This window comes from Actinoalloteichus sp. AHMU CJ021 (assembly GCF_002895405.1).
Taxonomy (GTDB): domain Bacteria; phylum Actinomycetota; class Actinomycetes; order Mycobacteriales; family Pseudonocardiaceae; genus Actinoalloteichus_B; species Actinoalloteichus_B caeruleus.
The window spans coordinates 6,130,066-6,153,679 of the sequence record NZ_CP025990.1 but is presented as its reverse complement, the minus strand read 5'-3'; the positions used below and the strand labels follow the sequence as shown (position 1 = coordinate 6,153,679).

The window sequence follows — 23,614 nt, the reverse complement described above, 5'->3', positions numbered from 1 at the left end:
CAGGGTGAGGAGAAGCAGATGGAAACGCCGTCGTCGCGAGAGAATCGGGCCCGGGCGCTGCCGGCGCACCTGCGGGAGGCCCTGCGCAGGAGGCTCAGCGGGCAGACCAGCCAAGGCACCATCGGGCGGGCCTCCCGGGACGGCGTGCTCCCCCTTGCCCCCAGCCAGCAGCGCCTGTGGTTCCTCGACGAGTTGTCGCCCGGCGATCCCGGCCACAACTCGTCGCTCGGGCTCCGGCTCCTCGGTGTCCTCGACGTCGAGGCGCTGCGAACCGCCCTGCGGGAACTCGCCGCCCGGCACGAGTCGTTGCGCACGGTCTTCGCCGACACCGACGGACGCGCGACCCAGCACGTCCTGCCGGAGCCGGACCTCCCACTCCGCGTGGTGGACGGACATTCCGATCGGGGCGTCGAGCCGTCAGGGGACGCACTACCCGCTGTCGTCCGTGCGGAGCTCAACACCGGCTTCGACCTGAGGTCCCGACCTCCGGTGCGGGCGCTGCTCGTGCGGCTCGCCCCCGAGGAGCACCTGCTGGTGCTGTCCATGCACCACATCATCACCGACGGCTGGTCCGCCGGGGTGATCACGCGGGAGCTCCCAGCCCTGTACACGGCCGCGCTGGAAGGCACGAACGCGAGGTTGCCGGACCTCCCCGTCCAGTACGCCGACTACGCGGTGTGGCAACGCGACCAACAGGACAGCCCCGACCTCAGGCGGCAGCTCGACTACTGGCGACGGCAGCTCGCCGATCTCGCCCCTGTGGAACTGCCCACCGACCGACCTCGCCCCACCACCTCCACCTCCGCCGGTGCCGTGCACGAGTTCCGGCTCCCGAACAGCACCAGCACCGGCCTTCGGGAACTCAGCGAGCAGCGCGGGGTCACCCTCTTCATGACGCTGACGGCCCTCACCCAGCTGTGGCTGTCCAGGCGCAGCGGACAGGACGACATCGCGCTGGGAACCGTCACCTCGGGGCGGGACCACCCGGAGCTCGAACGACTCGTCGGCTTCTTCGTGAACACCCTCGTCCTGCGCACCCGAGTGTCCGAGTCCAGAGCGTTCGCTGACCTGCTCGACTCGGTCAAGGCCACGGTGCTGGACGCCTTCGGGCACCGGGAGGTCCCCTTCGACCGGGTGGTGGAGGCACTCGCGCCGAACCGCGATCGGGGCGGGAACTCCCTGGTACGAGCGCTGCTGGTGCTGCAGAACACTCCGAGCGAGCACAGCGGGCCGGCGGGGCTGAGGATCGAGGACTTTCCGCTGCCCACCGAGAGCGCGCGGTTCGACCTCACTCTCGAACTGCGCGAGGACGCCGAGGGGCTGGTCGTCGCACTCGAGTACGCCACCGATCTGTTCGATGCCGGCACGGTGGAGCGGTGGGCCCGGGACTGGGTGCGGCTGGCCGAGGCGGTGACCGCGGAGCCGGAGCGCCGGTTGGTCGAGGTGGCGGTGACCGACCCCGCTGAGCGGGATCTGGTGGCGGAGTGGAACACCCCCGACCGGGTGCTGCCGGTGCAGACGGTCACCGGGGTGTTCGCCGCGCGGGTGGTCGAGTGCCCGGACGCGGCGGCGGTGGTGGGGGAAGGGGTGTCGTGGTCCTACCGGGAGGTCGATGCCCGGTCGGCCCGGTTGGCCGGATACCTGGTGTCGCGGGGTGTGGTGGCCGGTTCCCGGGTGGGGGTGTTGTTGGAGCGGGGTCCGGATGCGGTGTGCGTGCTGTTGGCCGTGCTCCGGGCGGGTGGTGCCTACGTTCCGGTGGATCCGGGGTACCCGGCGGCGCGGGTGGAGTTCCTGCTCACCGACAGTGGGGCCGGGGTGGTGGTGACCACCGCCGAGTTGGCCGACCGGGTCCCGGCGGGCCTGGCGACGGTGGTGGTGGACGACCCGGCGACCGTGGCCGCCCTCGAGCGGGAGACCACCGTGCCACCGGGAGTGGTCTCGGGTGACATGCCGGCGTATGTGATCTACACGTCCGGCTCCACCGGTACTCCGAAGGGAGTGGTGGTACCGCACCGGGCTGTGGTGCGGGTGGCGTGGGAGCCGGATCACCTGCCGGTGGGGCCGGGGGATGTTGTCGCCCAACTGGCGTCGTTGTCCTTCGACGCGGCCACTTTGGAGATCTGGGGAGCGTTGCTCAACGGGGCGGCGGTGGCGGTGCCCCGGCCCGGGGTGTTGTCGGTACCCGAACTGGGTGAGTTCCTGGGTGAGTACGCGGTGACGGGGTTGTGGTTGACGGCGGGGTTGTTCCACGAGGTCGTCGACACTGATGTGGCGGTGTTGTCGGGGGTGCGGTACCTGTTGGCCGGGGGTGACGTGCTGTCTCCGTCGCACTGCCGGCGGGTGGTGGAGGCGGTACCGGGGGTGCGGTTGGTCAACGGGTACGGGCCCACGGAGAACACGGTGTTCACCACTGTTCAGGTGGTGGGTGCCTCCGTTGTGCGGGGGCGGGGTTCGGTGCCGATCGGGTCGCCGGTGGCGGGGTCCGGGGTGGTGGTGTTGGACCGGTGGTTGCGTCCGGTGCCGGTGGGGGTGCCGGGGGAGCTCTACACCTCGGGTGCGGGTCTGGGGCATGGGTATGTGGATCGTCCGGGGTTGACGGCGTCGCGGTTCGTGGCTGATCCCTTCGATGCCGCTGGTGGTCGGGTGTACCGGACGGGGGATCGGGTGCGGTGGTTGCCGGACGGGGTCCTCGAGTTCGTGGGGCGGTCCGACGATCAGGTGAAGGTGCGGGGGTTCCGCATCGAGCCGGGTGAGGTCGAGGCCGCGTTGGTGGGGCAGCCGGGTGTGGCGCGGGCGGTGGTGGTGGTCCGGGAGGACACCCCGGGAGCGCGGCGTCTGGTGGGTTACGTGGTGCCGGCCGAGGGGCATGTGGTTGATGGTGGGCAGGTGCGGGAGGAGTTGCGGTCTCGGTTGCCGGAGTACCTGGTGCCGGCGGCGGTGGTGGTGCTCGAGGCCTTGCCCCTGACGGGTAACGGCAAGGTCGACCGGGCCGCTTTACCCGAACCAGGCACGACCAGGGAGGGCGAGCACGTCGAACCCCGGACCGACCTGGAGAGAACGCTCTGCTCGGTCTGGGCGGACGTCCTCGGCGTCGAGCGGGTCGGTGCGACTGACAGCTTCTTCGACCTCGGCGGGCACTCGCTCGCCGCGATCCGCGTCGTCAGCCGTGTTCGCGCCGTGCTGGACGTCGAGATCCCCCTCCGAGCGCTTTTCGAGTCCCCGACCCCGAGAGGACTGGCGTCCTGGGTGGAGGGAGCCGACCGAGCGGCGTCCGCGCTCACCCCGACGGAGCGCCCGGCCGAGATCCCGCTGTCCTTCGCCCAGCGCAGGTTGTGGTTCGTCGACCAGGTCGGGGACACCGCCGGCTCCTACAACGTCCCCCTCGCGTTGCGCCTCACCGGACCGCTCGACGTCGATGCCCTGCTCGCCGCGCTCCGTGACGTCCTCGTCCGGCACGAGGCGCTTCGCACCGTGTTCCCCGCCCCCGACGGGCGACCCGTTCAGCGGGTGGTGCCCGTCGAGGATCTCCACGTCGAGCTGCCGACGACCGTGGTCGAGGAGAGGACGCTCGCCAAATCGCTGGCGGCCGCCGCGATCGAGGGCTTCGACCTCGCCCGTGAGGTCCCGCTCCGGGCCCGGTTGTTCGCCGTGAACGCGCGGACGAATGTGCTGCTCCTGGTCCTGCACCACATCGCCGCCGACGCCTGGTCCCTCTCCCCGTTCACCCGAGACCTGGCCACCGCCTACGCCGCGCGCGCGGCGGGTCTCGAACCACGGTGGGAGCCACTCCCGGTCCAGTACGCGGACTACACCCTGTGGCAGCGTCGCGTGCTCGGCCAGTCCGAGGAGACCGGCAGCAGGCTCGCCGACGGCATCGCCTGGTGGCGGGACACTCTCGCCGGCGCGCCGGACACGCTGGCCCTCCCCGCCGACCGGCCCCGTCCGAGGGAGTCCTCCCACCAGGGCGGGTCCGTCGAGTTCGTTCTCCCGGCAGCACTGCACGAGAGCGTGACCCGCCTGGCGCGCGACAGCTCCGCCAGCGTCTTCATGGTGCTGCAGGCAGCTGTCGCGGCGCTGCTCACCAGGATGGGAGCGGGCACCGACATCCCGCTCGGTGCCCCGGTCGCCGGCCGGTCCGACGACAAGCTGAACGACCTCGTCGGCTTCTTCGTCAACACCCTCGTGCTGCGAACCGACACCGCTGGTGACCCGACCTTCCGGGAACTGTTGGACCGAGTGCGGACGGCGGACCTGAGGGCGTTCGCCCACCAGGATGTTCCGTTCGAGGAACTCGTCGAGGCCATCAGCCCGGCCCGGTCGCTCGGCAGGCATCCGCTGTTCCAGGTGATGGTCAGCGTCACCGAGGACGCGACCCGGAGCTGGTCCCTTCCTGGTGTCGAATGCCAGCCGGAGTCCGTCGAGTCCACCGGCTCCAAGGTGGACCTGGAGATCGTGCTCGCCGATCGGCGGTCCCCGGACTCGGCCGGAGACGGCGTCCGGGGAGTGGTGGCGTACGCCGCCGACCTGTTCGACGAGTCGACGGCACGTTCCCTCGCCGATCGGCTGGTGCGCCTGCTCACCGCCGTCGCCGACTACCCGAGCCTGCCGTTGAGCGAGGTGGACCTGCTGTCCGCCGAGGAACGGGCCCGGCTCACCACCGGTTGGAACGCCACGGACACCGACGTCCCCTGGGTGCCCTACGCCGAGATCGTCGAACGAGTGGCGGCCACGCGCCCGGACGCCACCGCGCTGGTGTGCGGTCCGACCGCCCTGAGCTACCGGGAACTCGACGTCAGGGCCAACCGGCTGGCCCACCTGGTGGCCCGCCTCGGGGCCGGTCCGGAGACCCGGGTTGCCCTGCTGCTGCCACGTTCGGTCGACCAGGTGGTCGCCACGTTGGCCGTGCTCAAGGCCGGAGCGGTCTACCTGCCCATCGACCCCAGCCACCCCTCGGACCGCATCGAGTACATGGTGCGGGACAGCGGGAGCGCGCTGCTGCTCACCCGCACCGATGTGACCGCCGGGACTCCCGCACCGACGGGCCCCCTCGTCGTCGAGCTCGACACGGCGGAGACCGCCGCTGAGCTGGACACGCATCCCGGAGAACACCCGCCGCACACCAGGGTCCTGCCCGGAAGCGGCGCCTACGTGATCTACACCTCGGGGTCCACGGGCTGGCCGAAGGGGGTCCTCGTCTCCCATGCGGGAGTCGCCGCCCTCGCCGGGGAACAACCGCGCCGGTTCGGGCTCGACCCCGCCAGCAGGGTTCTGCAACTCGCCTCGCCCAGCTTCGACGCCGCCGTGATGGAGCTGCTGATGGCGTTCGCCAGCGGTGGCACCCTCGTGGTACCGGCAGCCGCTGGGCCGCTGGCCGGTGAGGAGCTCGCCGCAGTCCTCGCGGAGAACCAGATCACCCACGCGCTGGTGTCGCCTTCGGCGCTCGCCAGCCTGCCGCCGGTCGAACTCCCCAGGCTGCGCACCCTGCTGACCGGCGGCGAGGCGTGCGGCCCGGACCTCGTCCGGCGCTGGTCGCCGGGACGAACCATGATCAACGCCTACGGTCCGACGGAGACGACCGTCGTCACCTCGACGAGTCGGCCGCTCGCGGCGACCACGGGTACACCTCCGATCGGTACCCCGATCCCGGGCACCCGGGTGTTCGTCCTGGACGAGCGGTTGCGTCCGGTACCGCCGGGCGTCGACGGCGATCTCTACGTCAGCGGCCTCAGCCTGGCACGCGGATACCTCAACCGCCCCGGACTGACCGGAGAACGGTTCGTCGCCAACCCCTATGCCCAGGACGGGAGCCGGCTCTACCGGACCGGCGACGTGGTCCGCTGGCTGCCCACCGGACAACTGCGGTTCAGCGGACGCTCGGATGACCAGGTGAAGCTGCGGGGCTTCCGCATCGAGCTCGGTGAGATCGAGAACGTGCTGCGACGACACCCTCTGGTCGGCGATGCCGTCGTAGTCCTCCGAACCGACGACCCGGGGGCGGCCCGCCTCGCCGCGTACCTCACGCCGCCCGCCGACGGTACCGTTCCGGGCAGTGACGTCCTGCGGGACCACACCCGCGCCGTCCTACCGGACTTCATGGTTCCCGCCGCGTTCGTCGTTCTGGACGAGCTGCCGTTGACCGTGCACGGCAAGCTGGACCGCCAGGCGCTTCCCCGCCCCGAGTTCGATGCCGTGACGGCCTACGCCGCTCCGCGGGACGAGACCGAGCGGACGTTGTGCGCCGTCTGGGCAGAGGTGCTGAAGGTGGACCGCGTCGGCGTCACCGACAACTTCTTCGACCTCGGTGGCGACTCGATCCTGAGCATCCAGGTCGTGGCCCAAGCCCGTCGGGCGGGTCTGGTGCTGTCGTCCCGTGACATCTTCCTCCGCCAGACAGTTGGCGCGTTGGCGGCGGGGATGAGCCGCACGCCGACTGCTGGGGTCGGCACTCCCGTGCCGCGGGGTCCGGTGTCGGGCCCGGTGGAACCAACCCCGGTGCTGTCCTGGTTCCTGCAAACCCACCCGGTGGCCCCGCACCACTTCGCGATGTCGACCGCGTTCGACCTGCCCGAGAGCCTGGACCTGGCCGCGTTCCAGACAGCGGTGACCGCGGTGTTGACCCAGCACGACGCGCTGCGCCTGGTGATCGACCGGGACCCCCAGGGGGCCTGGGCCCCGCGGATCCTCCCCGACCTCGAGGCCGCCTCCGTCCTCGAGGTCGTGAACACCGTCGGGGTGACCGATCCCGAACAGGCATGGCAGGACACGGTGACCACCGCCCAGTCGGGAATGGACCTGGCCACCGGCCCACTGCTGCGGGTCGTACTGGCCCGGACCCCGCGGGGCTGGCGGGTAGCGCTGGTAGCGCATCACGCGGTGGTGGACGGGGTGTCCTTGCGGGTCCTGCTCTCCGACCTCGACACCGCCTACCACCAGGCCCGCACCGGGAACCCGGTGGACCTGGGGGAACGGACCTCCTCGATGGGCCAGTGGACGGCCCGGCTGGCCGAACACACTCGGTCCGGGGGGTTCACCGACCAACTCGACTACTGGACCACCCTGCTGTCGGACCCGGGTGTGGTGGAGATCCCGGTGGACCACCCCGGGGGTCCCAACACCGTGGAACACCAGGACCGGGTCGAGGTGGAACTGGACACCGAGACCACCCGGGCGGTGCTCTCGGAGGTCCCCGCGGTGTACCGGACCCAGGTCAACGACGTGCTGCTGGCCGTGGTGGGTCGGGTACTGACCCGGTGGGCGGGTCGGGACCGGGTAGCGGTGGCCCTGGAGGGGCATGGTCGGGAGGAGTTGTTCGAGGGGGTGGACCTGTCCCGGACGGTGGGCTGGTTCACCTCGGTCTACCCGGTGGTGCTCCAGGAGACCGGGCAGGGCTGGGCAGCCACGGTGTTGGGTGTGAAGGAGGCGTTGCGGGCGGTCCCGGACCGGGGCGTGGGTTATCAGGCGTTGCGGTACACCGGTGGGGCGGCGGAGCTGGTGGGGCAGCCGGTGCCGGGGGTGAGCGTGAACTACCACGGGGTGTTCCACCTCGATACCGATCAGGACGGTGGTTCCTTGTTCGGGGTTCCGGTGGAGGTGGGGGGTCGGGAGCACGCCCCGGGTGAGGAACGGGCGTATCTGCTGGATGTGGTGGGTGGGGTGGTGCAGGGCCGGTTGCGGTTCAGTTGGTGGTATTCCACGGGGGTGTTCGAGCGGGCCACGGTGGTGGGGTTGGCCCGGGCGGTGGTGGAGGGGTTGCGGGAGTTCGTGGGGCACTGCCGGCGGCCGGGGGTGGGGGGTGCCAGTCCGTCGGACTTCCCGTTGGTGGCGTTGGACCAGGCGGGGGTGGATCACCTGCTCGATACCGTGGAGACCTCTGAGGTGGTCGCGGGTGTTGGGCGTGGTGGTGGGGTGGCGGATGTGTATCCGTTGACGCCGTTGCAGGCGGGGATGGTGTTCCACGCGGTGGCGGATCCGGGGTCGGGGGCGTATGTGGAGCAGTTCAGTTGTGTGGTGGAGGGGGTGGCTGATCCGGAGGTGTTGGGTCGGGCATGGCAGCGGGTGGTGGCGGGGTCGGATGCGTTGCGGGTGTCGGTGGTGTGGGAGGGGGTGGCTGAGCCGGTGCAGGTGGTGCATCGGGTGGTGCGGGTGCCGGTGACGGTGGTGGATTGGTCGGGGTTGGCTGAGGAGCGGCGGGCGGAGGTGTTGGCGGAGTTCCTGGTGGTGGACCGGGAGCGGGGCCTGGATGTGGGGGTTGCTCCGTTGATGCGGTTGTTCCTGGCTCGGGAGGGTGCGGGTCGGGTGCGGGTGGTGTGGACTTTCCACCACCTGCTCCTCGACGGCTGGAGCACGTTCCGCTTCCTCGACGACGTCTTCACCGAATACGCCGCCCTGTGCGAGCCCGACCGAGTGGCACCACCGGCATCGAGGTTGCCGTACCGGGACTACCTGGCGTGGCTCAGGAAGCGGAACATCTCCGAAAGCCTCGAGTTCTGGCGTCGGACGTTGTCCGGGTTCGACGAGCCCACCCCCCTGCCCTACGACCGGGCCCCCGAGCGGGCGCACCGCTCGCAGTCCAGTGCCCGGTGGGATGTCGAACTGCCCGCCGAGCTCAGCACGGCGGTGGCCGGGTTCGTGCGGGAGCAGCGGGTCACGGTGAACGCGGTGGTGCAGGCCGCGTGGGCCCTGCTGCTGTCCCGGCACGCGGGCACCTCGGAGGTCGTGTTCGGGGCGACGGTGTCGGGTCGGCCGGCGGACCTGCCCGGGGCGGAGGACATCCTCGGGTTGTTCATCAACACGCTGCCGGTGCGCATCCGCGTGGACGAGGACCGGTCGGTGGGGTCGTGGGTGCGGTCGGTGCAGGCCGGGCAGGCCGAGGCGCGGGCGCACGACCACGTGGCGTTGACCGAGATCCCCACCGAGGTGCCGGCGGGGGTGTCGCTGTTCGACAGTCTGATCATTTTCGAGAACTACCCGGTGGATGAGGAGTCGGCGGCGCGGCACGGGTTGGTGGTGTCGGATGTCGCGGCGGTGGAGACGACGAACTACCCGTTGACGCTGGTGGCTTACACCGGGGAGCGGACCGGGTTCGTGTTGGCTTATGACCCGGCGTTGTTCGACAGGGAGACGGTGGCCGTCCTCGCGGAGCGTTTCGAGTTGCTGTTGGGCGGGCTTGTTGGGGCACCGGAGGGTCCGGTGTCCGGGGTGACGGCGCTGGCGGAGGCGGAACGTCGCGACCTGCTGGTCGAGCGCAACGCCACCCAGCGTCCTGACCTGCTCGACGTGTCCGTGCTGGACCTGATCGCGCAGCGTGCCCGTACCCGGGCTCGGGACGGGGGTGGAGACGCCGTCGCGATCGAGGACGGCGTTGCCCGTGTTCACTACCAGGAACTGGCGGAAAGAGTGGGCCGTTGGGCTGCCTGGTTCGCGGACTCGGGAGTCGGTGTGGAGTCGGCGGTGGCGGTGTTGTTGCCTCGTTCGGCCGACGGTGTGGTGGCGATGCTGGCGACCTGGGTCGCGGGTGGGGTGTACCTGCCGGTGGACGCGGACTACCCGGCGGAGCGGATCGAGTACGTGGTCCGGGACAGCGGGGCTGCGGTGGTGGTGACCACGTTGGCCCTGGCCGACCGGGTGCCGGCCGGGGTGCCGGTGTTGGTCGTGGACGACCCCGAGGTGCGGATGGACCTCGAGCACCGGGCGGGGTTGCCGTGGCCGGAGTCGATCTCCCCGGGCCGGGCGGCCTACGTGATCTACACCTCGGGCTCCACCGGACGTCCGAAGGGCGTCGTCGTTCCCCACGCCGGACTCGCGAGCCTGGCCGTCCACCACCTGGAGACCATGTGCCTGGGAACCGGGAGCCGTCTCCTCCAGTTCGTGTCGCCCAGCTTCGACGTCGCCGTCGCCGACGTGCTGATGTCCCTGGCGGCCGGAGCCACCGTGGTACTACCGACCGCCGCGCGGTCCGACGGCACCGAACTGGTGGAGATGCTGCGCGCCGAGCGGATCTCCCACGCGATGCTGCCCGCCGTCCTGCTGGCCGCCGCTCCTGACACCGAGGTGGAAACGCTCAGGACCGTCGTCTCCGGCGGAGAGGCCCTGGGCGCGGACACCGCCGCCCGCTGGGCGCGCGGCCGGCGTTTCCTGAACGGTTATGGGCCGAGTGAGACGACGGTGGCGGCGACGATGAGCGCTCCGTTGTCGGCAGGGGCGGAGGAGGTGCCGCCGATCGGGGCGCCGGTGGCCAATGCCCGGGTGTTCGTGTTGGACGGGCGGTTGCGCCCGGTGCCGGTGGGTGTCTCGGGTGAGTTGTACGTGGCGGGTGCCGGGGTGGCTCGGGGCTACCTCGGTCGTCCTGGTCTGACGGCGGAACGGTTCGTCGCTGACCCGTTCGGGCCGTCCGGTTCCCGGTTGTACCGGACGGGGGATGTGGTGCGGTGGCGGGCCGGCGGTGCGCTGGAGTTCGTGGGCCGGGTCGATGACCAGGTGAAGCTGCGGGGGTTCCGCATCGAACCCGGTGAGATCGAGCGGGCCATGACACGGCACCACGCCGTGGCCGACGCCGCCGTCATCCTTCGGGAGGACAGCCCGCACGTCCGGCGACTCGTCGGATACGTGGTGCCCAGCGGGGACGACCGGATCGATCTGGACGAACTGCGAGACCGGCTGAACGACGCGCTTCCCGCGCACATGGTTCCCGCCGCCTTCGTCGCGCTCGACGCGTTCCCGCTGACCTCGAACGGCAAGGTGGACCGGCGGGCGCTGCCCGCACCGGAACCGGGATCCGACGCGGAGTTCGTGGCACCTGGCACTGACACCGAGCGGCGGGTCTGCGCGGTGTGGTCCGAGGTGCTGGGTGTGGAGCGCGTCGGGGTGACCGACGACTTCTTCGAGTTGGGTGGTGACTCGATCCTGAGCCTGCGGGTGACCTCGCGGTTGCGGGCGGAGTTCGGGGTGGCGTTGTCTCCGCGCGCGCTGTTCGACCACCGCACGGTCGCCGAACTCGCCACGGCCCTGGGTGGCGGCTTCGCTGACGAGCAGGTTCCCATCAGAGCTGTCGACCGCGAAGCCGGAGGAGACCGGCTTCCGCTGTCCTACGCGCAGGAACGCCTGTGGTTCCTGGACGACTACGGGCAGGGCGGTCCGTCACACGCCATCGTCAACGCTCTGCGACTGACAGGGGCAGTGGACCACGATGCGTTGCAGCGGGCGGTGTCGACCCTCGTCGACCGTCACGAATCGCTGCGGACCACCTTCGACACCGTCGACGGCAGGGGTGTGCAGATCGTCCGTGCCGAGTCGGACGTGCGCATCCGATTCGTGGACCTGGTCCGTGACGAGCTGGCGGACGAGGCCGTACGGGGATCCGAGGGCGCTGGTGTCCGTCGGGGGGCGAACACCCGGACCGGGGTCACGGCGACCGCGGGACCGGCCACGACCAACGCGTCCGACGACGAGCTCGACGAGATCCTCCGGGCGGAGGCGGCGATCCCGTTCGATCTGCGGACGGGACCGTTGGTGCGGGTCCTGCTCGTGCGGGAGGCCCCCGACAGCCACGTCCTGGTGTTGGCGATGCACCACATCGTCACCGACGGCTGGTCCATGGGCGTGATCACCCGCGAGCTGAACACCGCCTACGCCGCCCTGGTCGAGAACCGACCGGTGGCTCTGCCCGAGATGACCCTGCAGTACCCGGACTACGCGGTGTGGCAGCGGGAACACCAGAACACCGTGATCGAGTCCCAACTGGACTACTGGCGGGAACGGTTGGCAGGACTTCCGGTGCTGGAGCTGCCCACCGATCGACCCCGACCGGCAGTGCGTTCGGCCGCCGGCGCGGTGACCACGGTGACCATCCCCAGCGGGCTGACCGAGGGACTGCGGTCGGTGGGCCGGGCTGGCGGGGCCAGCCTGTTCATGACGGTCACGGCGGTGACCCAGGTGTTGTTGTCCCGGTACACCGGGCAGGGTGATGTGGCGGTGGGAACAGCGGTGTCGGGCCGGGACCGGGCCGAGGTGGAGGACCTGGTGGGGTTCTTCGTGAACACCGTGGTGGTGCGGTCGCGGGTGGATGAGGGCGTGGGGTTCGCCGGGGTGTTGTCGGGAGTGCGGGAGTCGGTGCTGGGTGCGTTCGCGCACCAGGAGGTGCCGTTCTCACGGTTGGTCGAGGAGCTGGCTCCGGAGCGGGACACCTCGCGGACGCCGTTGGTGCAGGCGATGGTGGTGCTGCAGAACGTTCCGGTGGCGGCGGTGGAGTTGCCCGGTGTGGTGGTGTCGGGGTGCGCGGTTCCAATGTCCACGGCGCAGTTCGATCTGACGTGGGAGTTCCAGGAGACGGGGCAGGGGTTGGCGCTGTCGGTGCAGTACGCCACCGACCTGTTCGACCCGACCACCATCGACCGGATGGCCGCGGACTGGATCGCCCTCGCCGAACGGGTGGTCACTGACCCCACCCGTGCCCTGGCCACGGTCCCCCTGCTTCCTGGTACCGACCACGACCGGATCACCGTGGAGTGGAACGACCGGGGTGCGGCGGTGGACCCGGTGCCCTTCGCCGAGCTGGTGTCCCGGCAGGCGCAGGCCCGTCCCGGGGCGGTCGCGGTGGAATCCGGGACGACCACGCTGACCTACGCCGAGTTGGACTCCCGGGTCAACCGGTTGGCCCGGTTCCTGCGGGGTCGGGGTGTGGGCCTGGAGACCCGGGTCGGGTTGTTGCTGCCCCGGTCGGTGGAGATGGTCGTGAGCATGCTCGCGGTGATGCGGGCTGGTGGGGTGATGGTGCCCTTGGACCCGTGGTACCCGGCCGAGCGGATCGGGTTCATGCTCTCCGACGCCGGGATCACCCACGTCCTCACCGCCACCGGCTGGCAGCCCGAGGACCTGGATCTCGACGTACCCGTCGCGGTGCTCGACCAGGCGGCCACACTGGCTGAGCTGGAGGCCACCGATGACTCCCCGGTGCGGGTAGCCGTTCCCGGTGACGCGGCGGCGTATGTGATCTTCACGTCGGGGTCGACCGGTCGTCCCAAGGGCGTGGTCGTCCCGCATACCGGGATCGCCACTCTGGCCCTCGAGCAGGTCCGCCTGTTCGGGCTGCGCCCGGACTCGCGGGTCTCGCAGGTGGCCTCGCCGAGTTTCGACGCGGCGGTGATGGAACTGCTGATGCCCTTCGCCTGCGGGGCCAGGCTGGTCGTGCCCGCCGCGCCGGGTCCGCTGGCGGGGGAGGAGTTGGGCCGGTTCCTGTCCCAGGGCCGGATCACCCACGCGTTGGTCCCGCCTACGGCGTTGGCCAGTGTGCCGACCACGGCGTTGCCGGAGTTGGTGACCCTGGCCACCGGTGGGGAGGCGTGCGGGGCGGAGTTGGTGCGTCGGTGGGCGCCGGGCCGGCGGATGGTCAACCTGTACGGGGCCACCGAGGCCACGGTGTGGTCGACGTGGGAGGTGTTGGAGCCGGGGGTGCCGGTGCGGGTGGGTCGTCCGATCGCGGGGACCCGGGTGTTCGTGCTGGACCGGTGGTTGCGTCCGGTGCCGCCGGGGGTGGTGGGGGATGTGTACCTGGCGGGTGCTGGGGTGGCCCGGGGGTATGCGGGTCGGGCGGGGTTGAGCGCGTCGCGGTTCGTGGCGGATCCCTTCACCGGTGGTGGGGGGCGGATGTACCGGACCGGGGATCGGGGTCGGTGGAGCCGGTCGGGGGTGTTGGAGTTCGCGGGGCGGGCGGATGACCAGGTCAAGTTGCGGGGGTTCCGCATCGAGCTGGGTGAGATCGAGTCCGTGGTGGCGTCCTCGCCGGGGGTGGCGGAGTCGGCGGTGGTCGTGCGGGAGGACACCCCGGGGGTGCGCCGGTTGGTGGCGTACCTGACCGGGCAGGCGGGGCTGGATGTGGAGGTGGTGCGGGAACGGACGCGGCGGATGCTGCCGGAGTACATGGTGCCGGCGGTGTTCGTGGTGTTGGCGGAGCTGCCGGTGACGGTCAACGGGAAGTTGGACGTCGACAGGCTGCCCAGCCCGGAGGCGGAGGGCGGGGAGCGGTACGTGCCGGCTCGGACCGAGGTCGAGCGGGTGTTGTGCCGTATTTGGTCGGAGTTGTTGGGTGTGGAGCGGGTGGGGGTGACCGACAACTTCTTCGAGTTGGGTGGTGACTCGATCCTGAGCATCCAGGTGGTGTCGCGGGCTCGTCGTGCGGGGTTGGAGCTGTCCTCGCGGGACGTGTTCGTCAAACAGACCGTCGAAGCCCTCGCCGCGGACCTCGCCGAGACCCTCGTCCTCGGGGAGACAGGCACCACCGGGCCACGACCGAGTGTTCGCCAGGCCCCCGTGAGCGGGCCGGTGGAGACCACCCCGGTGCTGGAGTGGTTCCTGGACACCCATCCGGTGGCGCCGCACCACTTCATGATGTCGATGGGCTTCACCCTTGCCCCCGACACCGACCTCGCCGCGCTCCGCGCCACCGTCGAGGCGCTCGTCGCCCACCACGACGCCCTGCGCACCGTGTTCGACCGGACCGTCGACGGCGGCTGGCGGCCCCGACTGCTCGCGGAGCTCGACATCGACACCGTCCTCACGGTGACCAACCTCCAGGCCGGGGACGCCGACGCGCACTGGGAACGCGAGGTCGCCGGCGTCCAGTCCGGCATGGACCTGAGCCGGGGCCCGCTCCTGCGCGTCCTCGTCGGCCGGACGACCGGCGAACCGCGACTGGTGCTCGTCGCCCACCACGCGGTAGTCGACGGCGTGTCCTGGCGGATCCTGCTCAGCGACCTCGCCGCGGGATACGCCCAGGCCGCCGCCGGGGCGGAGATCGACCTCGGAGCGAAGACGACCTCGGTCCGGCAGTGGGCCTCCCGGCTCCGGGAGCACGTGCGGGCGGGTGGTTTCTCCGAGCAGGTCGGGTACTGGGCCGACGCGGTGGGCCCGGATGTCAGCGTCGAGGTGCCGGTGGATGGCACCGGGGGCCGGAACACGGTCGGGTCGATGGGGTCGGTGTCGGTGTCGCTGGACGTCGAGCGGACCCGGGCGTTGGTGCAGCGGGTTCCGGCGGTGTACCGGACGCAGGCCAACGACGTGTTGTTGGCGGCGTTGGCGTTGACGTTGCGGGAGTGGACCGGTCGGGACCGGGTGGCGGTGGCCATGGAGGGTCATGGCCGGGAGGAGTTGTTCGAGGGGGTGGACCTGTCCCGGACGGTGGGGTGGTTCACCTCGGTGTACCCGGTGGCGTTGTCGGTGCCGGGTGAGCCGGCTGGTGGGGTGGACTGGTCGGTGGTGGTGAAGTCGGTGAAGGAGCAGTTGCGTGCTGTTCCCGACCGGGGTGTGGGGTACGGGGCGTTGCGGTACCTGGGTGCGGTCCCGGAGTTGGTGGGGCAGCCGGCCCCGGCGGTCAGCTTCAACTACCACGGCCAGTTCGACACCGGTGTCAGCGCGAACACCGAGTCCACCGGCAGCGGACCGCTGCGCGCCGAGACCGGGGTTCCCGGCCAGGACCACCACCCCGACGAGCAGCGCCAGCACCTGCTGGACGTGGTCGGCATGGTTCGCGAGGGCCGGCTGACCTTCAGCTGGTTCTACTCGACCGACCGCCATCGTGAGGAGACCGTTCGGCGGCTGGCCGAGGACCACCTGGGCCGGATCGCCGAGTTCGTCGAGCACTGCGCCCGGCCCGGATCGGGCGGGGCCTCGCCCTCGGACTTCCCACTGGTTCGGCTGGACCAGGAGGCGGTGGACGCGGTGGTGGGTGACGGCCGGGACGTTGAGGACGTCTACCCGTTGACCCCGTTGCAGGCGGGCATGCTCTTCCACGCGCTCGCCGACCCCACCGGCGCCGCCTACCTCGAGCAGATGACGGCAACGGTCGACAACGTCACCGATCCGGAACTCCTCGCCCAGGCCTGGCAGCGGGTCGTGGACCGGTCGGACGCCATGCGGGTCGCGCTGGAGTGGCGCGGTGTCCCGGAACCGGTGCAGGTCGTCCGGCGTGCCGCCAGGGTTCCCGTCACGCACGCCGACTGGTCCAGCCTGTCCGCGCAGGAGCAGGCCGAGCGCTTGGGGGAAGTCCTCGCGACCGACCGAACCCGGGGCCTCGACGTACGCGTCGCCCCGTTGATGCGGCTCTTCCTGGCCAGGACCGACACCACCAGCGTCCGTCTTGTGTGGACCTTCCACCACGCCCTCCTCGACGGCTGGAGCACCCAGCTGTTCTTCGCGGACGTCTTCGCCGAGTACGCGGAACTCGACGAGCGGCGGCCCGCCGCCCCCGGCGTGCCGCCCAGCCCTGAGCGGACCGCGCGCGACTCCAGTACCGGAAGGGAATCCGAGGACCCTGCCAGGGACCAGGTCACGCGGCGAGGCATCTCGCGCCCTCGGCGCCCCTACCGGGACTACGTGCGCTGGCTGGCCGCGAGGGACCGCCCGGCCGGACTGGACTTCTGGCGGCGTGACCTAGCCGGCTTCGAGGAACCAGTCGCCCTCCCGTGGGACAGTGCTCCCTCCCAGGCGCACCGAGGGCACTCCACCGACAGGGTCCGGGTCCCCCTGGACCCCGGAGTGGCCGCCGAGGCGACCGGTTTCGCACGCTCCCACCGCATCACGGTGAACGCACTGGTCCAGGCGGCCTGGGCCTGGCTGCTGTCGCTGCACGCCGGAACCAGGGATGTGGTCTTCGGGGCCACGGTGTCCGGACGTCCGGCGGACCTGCCGCGGGCGGACGAGATCCTCGGTCTCTTCATCAACACCCTGCCGGTCCGGATCACGGTCGATCCGAGCCGCCCGGTGAGCGAGTGGCTGCGGGACCTCCAGTCCCGACAGGCTGAGGCTCGGCAGTACGACTACGTGGCGTTGAACGACATCGAGACCGACACCCCAGCTGGTAGCGCGCTCTTCGAGAGCCTCGTCGTGTTCGAGAACTACCCGGTGGACGGTGGCACCGCCGTCCGACACGGTCTGGCGATCCGGGACGTGGCGGCGATCGAAGCGACCAACTACCCGCTGACAGTAGTCGCCGCCGCGACCGAGGAGACCCTCGCGCTGGACCTCGCCTACGACCCGGCGCTGTTCCGGCCAGCCACAGCACGACGCTTGGCGGAGCAGCTCGGCGGGCTGATCCGCGGGCTCGTCCGGAATCCCGACGAACTGCTGGGCAACGTTCCCCTCACGGACAGCGCCGAGCGTGCCGAGCTGGTGTCGGCGTGGGCCAGCCCCTCGTCGCTCGTCGAGGGTGTGGAGCCGGTGTCGTTGGTGGAGTTGTTCGATCGTCAGGTCCGGGAGCGTCCCGAGGCGGTGGCGGTGTCCTTCCAGGACACGACGGTGACCTACGGGGAACTGGCCGGGCGGGCCTACCGCCTGGCGGCGCACCTGCGGGCCAGGGGCGTGACCCCGGGAGCGCGGGTGGCGTTGCTGCTGCCCCGCACCACCGACCTGGTGGTAGGGGTGCTGGGTGTGCTCGCGGCCGGGGCGGCGTACGTGCCGGTGGACCCGAACTACCCGGCGGAGCGGATCGCCTACACCCTGACCGACAGCGGGGCCTCCACGGTGGTGACCGTCTCGGAGACCGCTGGTGCTCTCCCGGGGGCGGTGTCCGGGGTGCCGGTGGTGGAACTGGACCGCACGGACTTCTCGGGGTACGAACCCGGGCGACCGGAGGTGGTGGTGCCCGCCGAGGCGGTGGCCTACGTGATCTACACGTCCGGGTCGACCGGACGGCCGAAGGGCGTGGCGGTACCGCACCGCGGCGTGGTGTCACTGCTGACCGGGACCCAGGACCGGTACGGCTTCGACGCCGGGGACGTGTGGACGTTGTTCCACTCGGTGGCCTTCGACTTCTCGGTGTGGGAGATGTGGGGCGCGTTGGCGTTCGGGGGCCGGTTGGTGGTGGTGCCCTGGGAGGTGTCCCGCAGTCCGGGGGAGTTCCTGGAGCTGGTGGTGGCCCAGCGGGTGACGGTGCTCAACCAGACACCCTCGGCGTTCGAGCAGTTCGTGCGGGCCGAGGCGGAGAACCCCGGGTTGGGGCGGGAGTTGTGCCTGCGGTGGGTGGTCTTTGGTGGGGAGGCGTTGGAGGTGTCCCGGGTGCGGCCGTGGTTGGCCCGGCACCCGGACACACCGGTGTTGGTGAACATGTACGGGATCACCGAGACCACGGTGCATGTCACCGCGCACCCCCTCAACCCGACCGGGAAGGGGGAGAACGGTGCGGAGGTCGATCTGGTCGAGGGGTCGGCTGGGGTGATCGGGCACGCGGTACCGGGGTGGCGGGTGTACGTGCTGGACCGTGCCGGTGGGTTGCGTCCGGTTCCTCCGGGGGTGGTGGGGGAGATGTACGTGGCGGGTGCGGGCGTGGCGCAGGGGTATGCGGGTCGTGCGGGGTTGACGGCGTCGCGGTTCGTGGCCGATCCGTTCGCTGGGGATGGCCGGCGGATGTACCGGACTGGGGACTTGGCCCGGGTGGATGGTCAGGGGCGCCTGTCGTACGTGGGTCGGGCGGATGAGCAGGTGAAGGTGCGGGGGTTCCGGATCGAGCCGGGGGAGATCGCCGCCCGGTTGGGAGAGCACCCGGGAGTGGCGCAGGCGGTGGTGGTCGTCCGGGAGGACACCCCCGGCGACAAACGCCTGGTGGCCTATGTGGTCGCTGCCGCTGGTGGGTCCCTGGTGCCTGCCGAGTTGCGGAAACATCTCCGCGCGGCTCTTCCCGAGCACATGGTGCCGTCGAACGTCGTCGTCCTGGACGCCTTCCCGCTGACCGGGAACGGCAAGCTCGACCGCGCGGCGCTGCCCGCCCCGGAACACGGCGGCGAGTCCGCCTCCGCCGCCCCCGAGACGGTGGAGGAGCGACTGCTCTGCGACATCTGGTCGGAGGTGCTCGACGCCGAGCAGGTCGGCGTGACCGACGACTTCTTCGAACTGGGCGGGGATTCCATCCGCAGCCTGCGGGTGGTCTCCCGGATCAGGTCGCTCCTCCACGCGGACCTGTCACCTCGGGTGTTGTTCGACCGGCCCACCGTGCGCGGACTCGCGGAGGTGATCGAACGCGACATCTCGAAGGGGAACACCAGCCCGGTCACCGCGAGCGGGGACCGGCACGCCGGCCCGGTGCCGATGTCCTTCGCCCAGCAGCGACTCTGGTTCCTCGACGAGTTCACGGAGGGGACAGGCACCGAGTACACCGTGGGTGGAGCACTCCGCCTGGTCGGCCCCCTCGACCTGGTCGCCCTGCGGGACGCCGTGACCGCACTGGTCACCCGCCACGAATCGCTCCGGACCACCTTCGACGAGCTGGACGGTCAGGGCGTGCAGGTCGTCCACCCGGCCGGCGAGGTCGCGATCAGGGTGACGGACCTCAGCGACAGGGCGGAACCGGACCGTGCCGAGCGGCTGGCCGAGGTGCTGCACGACGAGATCAGCACTCCCTTCGACCTCCGCACCGGTCCACTCCTCCGGGTCCTGCTGGTGCGGGAAGGAACGGACAGCCACGTCCTGCTGCTCGCCATGCACCACATCGTGACCGACGGCTGGTCGATGGGCGTGCTGACACGGGAGCTCCACGAGGTCTACAGCGCGATCGTCGAGCAGCGCGAGCCCCGCCTGCGGCCCCTGCCCGTCCAGTACGCCGACTACGCGGAGTGGCAGCGGAAGGACCTCGCCGACGGTGCTCTCGACCGGCATCTCGCCTACTGGCGGAACGCGCTGGCCGGCGCTGTGCCCCTCGAGCTGCCCACCGACCGCCCTCGACCTGGAGTGCGGACCACCAGCGGCGCCAGCCACTCCTTCACCGTGCCAGCAGCAGTCGCCGACGGCCTCCGCGGTTGCGCACGTGGCCGAGGTGCGAGCCTGTTCATGGCGTTGACGGCGGTGTCGCAGGTGTTGTTCGGGCGGTACGCCGGTCAGGATGACGTGGCGGTGGGGACGGTGACCTCGGGTCGGGACCGGGCCGAGGTGGAGGACCTGGTGGGGTTCTTCGTCAACACCCTGGTGCTGCGGTCGCGGATCGATGAGCGGCGGTCGTTCGTCGAGTTCCTGGCCGAGGTGCGGGAGACGGTGCTGGGGGCGTTCGCCCACCAGGAGGTGCCCTTCAGCCGACTCGTCGACGAACTCGTACCCGAGCGGGACCCTGCCCGCACCCCCCTCGTCCAGGCGATGGTCATCCTGCAGAACGCACCAGACGCCGACCTGCGCCTTCCCGGACTGCGAGTGGAGAGCGTCCCGGTTCCACGGGGCACCGCCCAGTTCGACCTCACCCTGGAGTTCCACGAGAACGGCCCAGGCGAAGGGCTGCTCGCGGCCGTCGAGTACAACACGGACCTCTTCGACGCGGCCACCGTGGAACGTCTCGCCGCCCACTGGGTGCGGCTGGCGAGCCAGCTCACCTCCTTCCCCGACCAGCCGCTACGCGGGGCCGCCCTGCTCGACGACGCCGAGCGGACGCTTCTCCTCCCCGCGGAGGCCAGTCATCGAGCGCGGCCGGGTCGGTCGCTCGTGGACGCCTTCGCCGAGAGGGTGGCCACCAGTCCGGGCGCCACGGCGGTGGCCGTCCCCGGCGCCGAACGGCTCGAACTGAGCTATGCGGCGCTCGACGCGTGGTCCGACAGCCTCGCGACTGATCTGGCCCGCGCCGGCGTCGGCGTGGAGACCCCGGTGCTGGTGGCCCTCGACCGGGGGCCGGCCGTCGTCGCGGTCTGGCTGGCGGTGCTCAAGGTCGGAGCGGCCTTCGTGCCCGTGCACCCGGGAAGTCCAGCCGAGCGGGTGCGCTGGATCTGCGAGGACCTCGGGGTCGCGGTCGCGGTGGCGGAACCCGGACACCGGCAGCGGGTCCCGGACGAGGTGACCACCCTCGATCCCGGTCAGCCCGGGTCCGGCGACGTCACCGGCTTCTCTCCGGTCCCCGTGCCAGCGGCGGCCGCCGCCTACGTGATGTACACCTCGGGGTCCACGGGAACCCCGAAGGGCGTGGTCGTCACACACGACGACGTGCTGGCGTTCACCGAGGACCGGCGGTGGCTGGACCCGGCTCACCGTCGGGTGCTCCTCCACTCCCCGCACGCCTTCGACGCTGCCGTCTACGAGATCTGGGTACCGCTGCTGGGCGGTGGCACCGTGGTCGTGGCACCACCGGGAGACCTGGACGCCTTCGTGCTCACGAGGCTGTGCCGTGAGCACCGGCTGTCGGCGGCCTTCGTCACGACCGCGCTGTTCGGGCTCATCACCGAGGAGGACCCGACCGCCTGGTCGGGGTTGGACCAGGTGTGGACCGGGGGTGAGGCGGCCTCCCCCTCGGTCTGGTCGCGTGCGGGATCGGCATGCCCGGGCACCCGGTTCGTCCACGTGTACGGCCCGACGGAGACCACCACGTTCGCTGTGTGCGGAGAGCCCGGCGAGGAGGTCTCCGAGGGACGGGTGCCCCTCGGTGCCGCCATGGACGACACCCGGGCACTGGTCCTGGACACGTCCCTGCGACCGGTGCCGATCGGCGTGGTCGGCGAGCTGTACCTCGGAGGTTCCGGCGTCGCCAGGGGCTACACGGGGAGACGGGCTCTGACGGCGTCCCGTTTCACGGCGGATCCGTTCGGCACCCGGGGCGAACGGGTCTACCGGACGGGTGACCTGGTGCGCCGCAGGCCAGACGGGAACCTGGACTTCGTGGGCAGGTCCGATGACCAGGTGAAACTGCGGGGTTTCCGTATCGAACCCGGCGAGGTCGAGGCGGCGCTCGCGGTCCTGCCGGGCGTCGCGGGCGCGGTCGTCGTGGTTCGGGAGGACCAGCCGGGGGCACGTCGACTGGTCGCATATGCCGTGCCGGGCGCCGGCCACGCCCTTTCCGGGCCAGAAATGCGGGAGGCCCTGCGTTCGACACTTCCCGAGTACGCGGTCCCGTCGGCGGTCGTCGTGCTCGACGCACTGCCGTTGACCGCCAACGGCAAGGTGGACCGAGCCGCCCTGCCCGCACCCGGCGCGGACCTGACTTCCGGCGAACACGTCGCACCGGCCGACGAGACCGAGCGGGCGCTGTGCGCGATATGGGCGGAGGTCCTGCACCGCGAGGAGGTCGGGGCCACCGACAACTTCTTCGAGCTGGGCGGGGACTCGATCCTCAGCATCCAGGTCGTCTCCCGCGCCCGCCGCGCGGGATACACCCTGTCCACCAGGGACATCTTCCAACGTCAGACGGTTCGTGCGCTCGCCGCAGCGCTCGCCGACCCCGCAGGACCGGGTGTCGGGGAGCTCGAGCAGGGTGTGGTGTCGGGTCCGGTGGGGACCACCCCGGTGTTGGAGTGGTTCTTCGCCACCCACCCGGTGGCCCCGCAGCACTTCACGATGTCGATGACCCTGGAGTTGTCCGCACCGGTCGGGATACCGGTGCTGCGTGCGGCGGTGGCGGGTCTGCTGGTCCAGCACGACGCGCTGCGGATGGTGTTCGACCGGGCTGACACCGGGTGGCGCCCACGGCTGCTCCCGGATCTGGATCCGGACCTGGTGCTCGGTCGGGTGGAGCTGACCGAGACCGGCGGCTCCGGTGGTGGTGAGCAGGCGCGGGCGGTGTGGGAGGAGGCCCTGACCCGGGCCCAGTCCGGCCTGGACCTGCGGGAGGGCCCGTTGCTGCGTGTCCTGGCCGGTGTCCGTGACGGGGTGGTGGTCGAGGTCGGGATCGTGGCCCACCACGCGGTGATCGACGGGGTGTCCTGGCGGATCCTGCTCTCCGACCTGGGCACGGCCTGCCAGCAGGCCAGCGCGGGGCGATCCGTGGAGTTGGGCACGAAGACCACCTCGGTCGCGGTGTGGGCGGGGAGACTGGCCGAGCACACCCGCGCCGGGGGTTTCGACGACCAGGTGGAGCACTGGCGGTCGGTGCTCTCCGAGCCGGGAGACCTGGAGATCCCGGTGGATCACCCGGGTGGGGTGAACACCGTGGCTTCGCAGGCCAGTGTGACGGTGTCCTTGGACGCCGAGCGGACCGCGGCGTTGCTCACGGCGGTGCCGGGGCGGTTCCGCAGTCAGATCAACGACGTGTTGTTGGCCGGGTTGGGGCTGGTGCTGTCGGAGTGGACCGGTCGGGATCGGGTGGTGGTCAACCTGGAGGGGCATGGTCGGGAGGAGTTGTTCGAGGGGGTGGACCTCTCGCGGACGGTGGGGTGGTTCACCTCGATCTTCCCGGTGGCTCTGGAGGTGCCGGTGGGTGCTGGTTGGCCGGCGGTGATCCGGTCGGTGCGGCGGGGGTTGCGGGCGGTGCCGGATCGGGGTGTGGGGTACGGGGCGTTGCGGTACCTGTCGGGGTCGGGGTCGGTGGGGGCGGTTTTGGGGTCGGGTCCGGATCCGGTGTTGAGTTTCAACTACCTGGGGCAGTTCGAGGTGGGTGGAACTGGTGCTGGGTCTGGTGGGTCGGGTGTGGGGGTGTTCTCGGGTGTGGTGCCGGTGCGGGGGCAGGATCATCATCCGGGGGAGGAGCGGTCGCATCTGGTGGATGTGGTGGGGGCGGTGCAGGACGGGCGGTTGACGGTGACCTGGTGGTACTCGTCGGGGGTGCATGACCACGACACCATCCAGCGACTCGCCGACCGCTACGAGGCCGAGTTGCGAAGCCTCGTGGGAATGGTGCTTTCCCAATAGCGCCACACCACCCGATATGCGCCGCACGAAGTGCCTTTAG

The 23,614-nt window shown here is 71.0% G+C and carries 1 protein-coding gene; it reads left to right on the top strand.

Annotation, left to right across the window (positions count from 1 at the left end; genetic code table 11):
* Positions 1 to 18: 18 nt before the first annotated feature.
* Complete coding sequence (locus C1701_RS25480; protein WP_337661960.1) at positions 19 to 23,574, top strand: non-ribosomal peptide synthase/polyketide synthase; 23,556 nt, start codon at positions 19 to 21, stop codon at positions 23,572 to 23,574.
* Positions 23,575 to 23,614 lie beyond the last annotated feature (40 nt).

Coding starts and splice junctions, on each gene's coding strand:
- C1701_RS25480 (WP_337661960.1), top strand. CDS start 19: ATGGAAACGCCGTCGTCGCGAGAGAATCGGGCCCGGGCGCTGCCGGCG.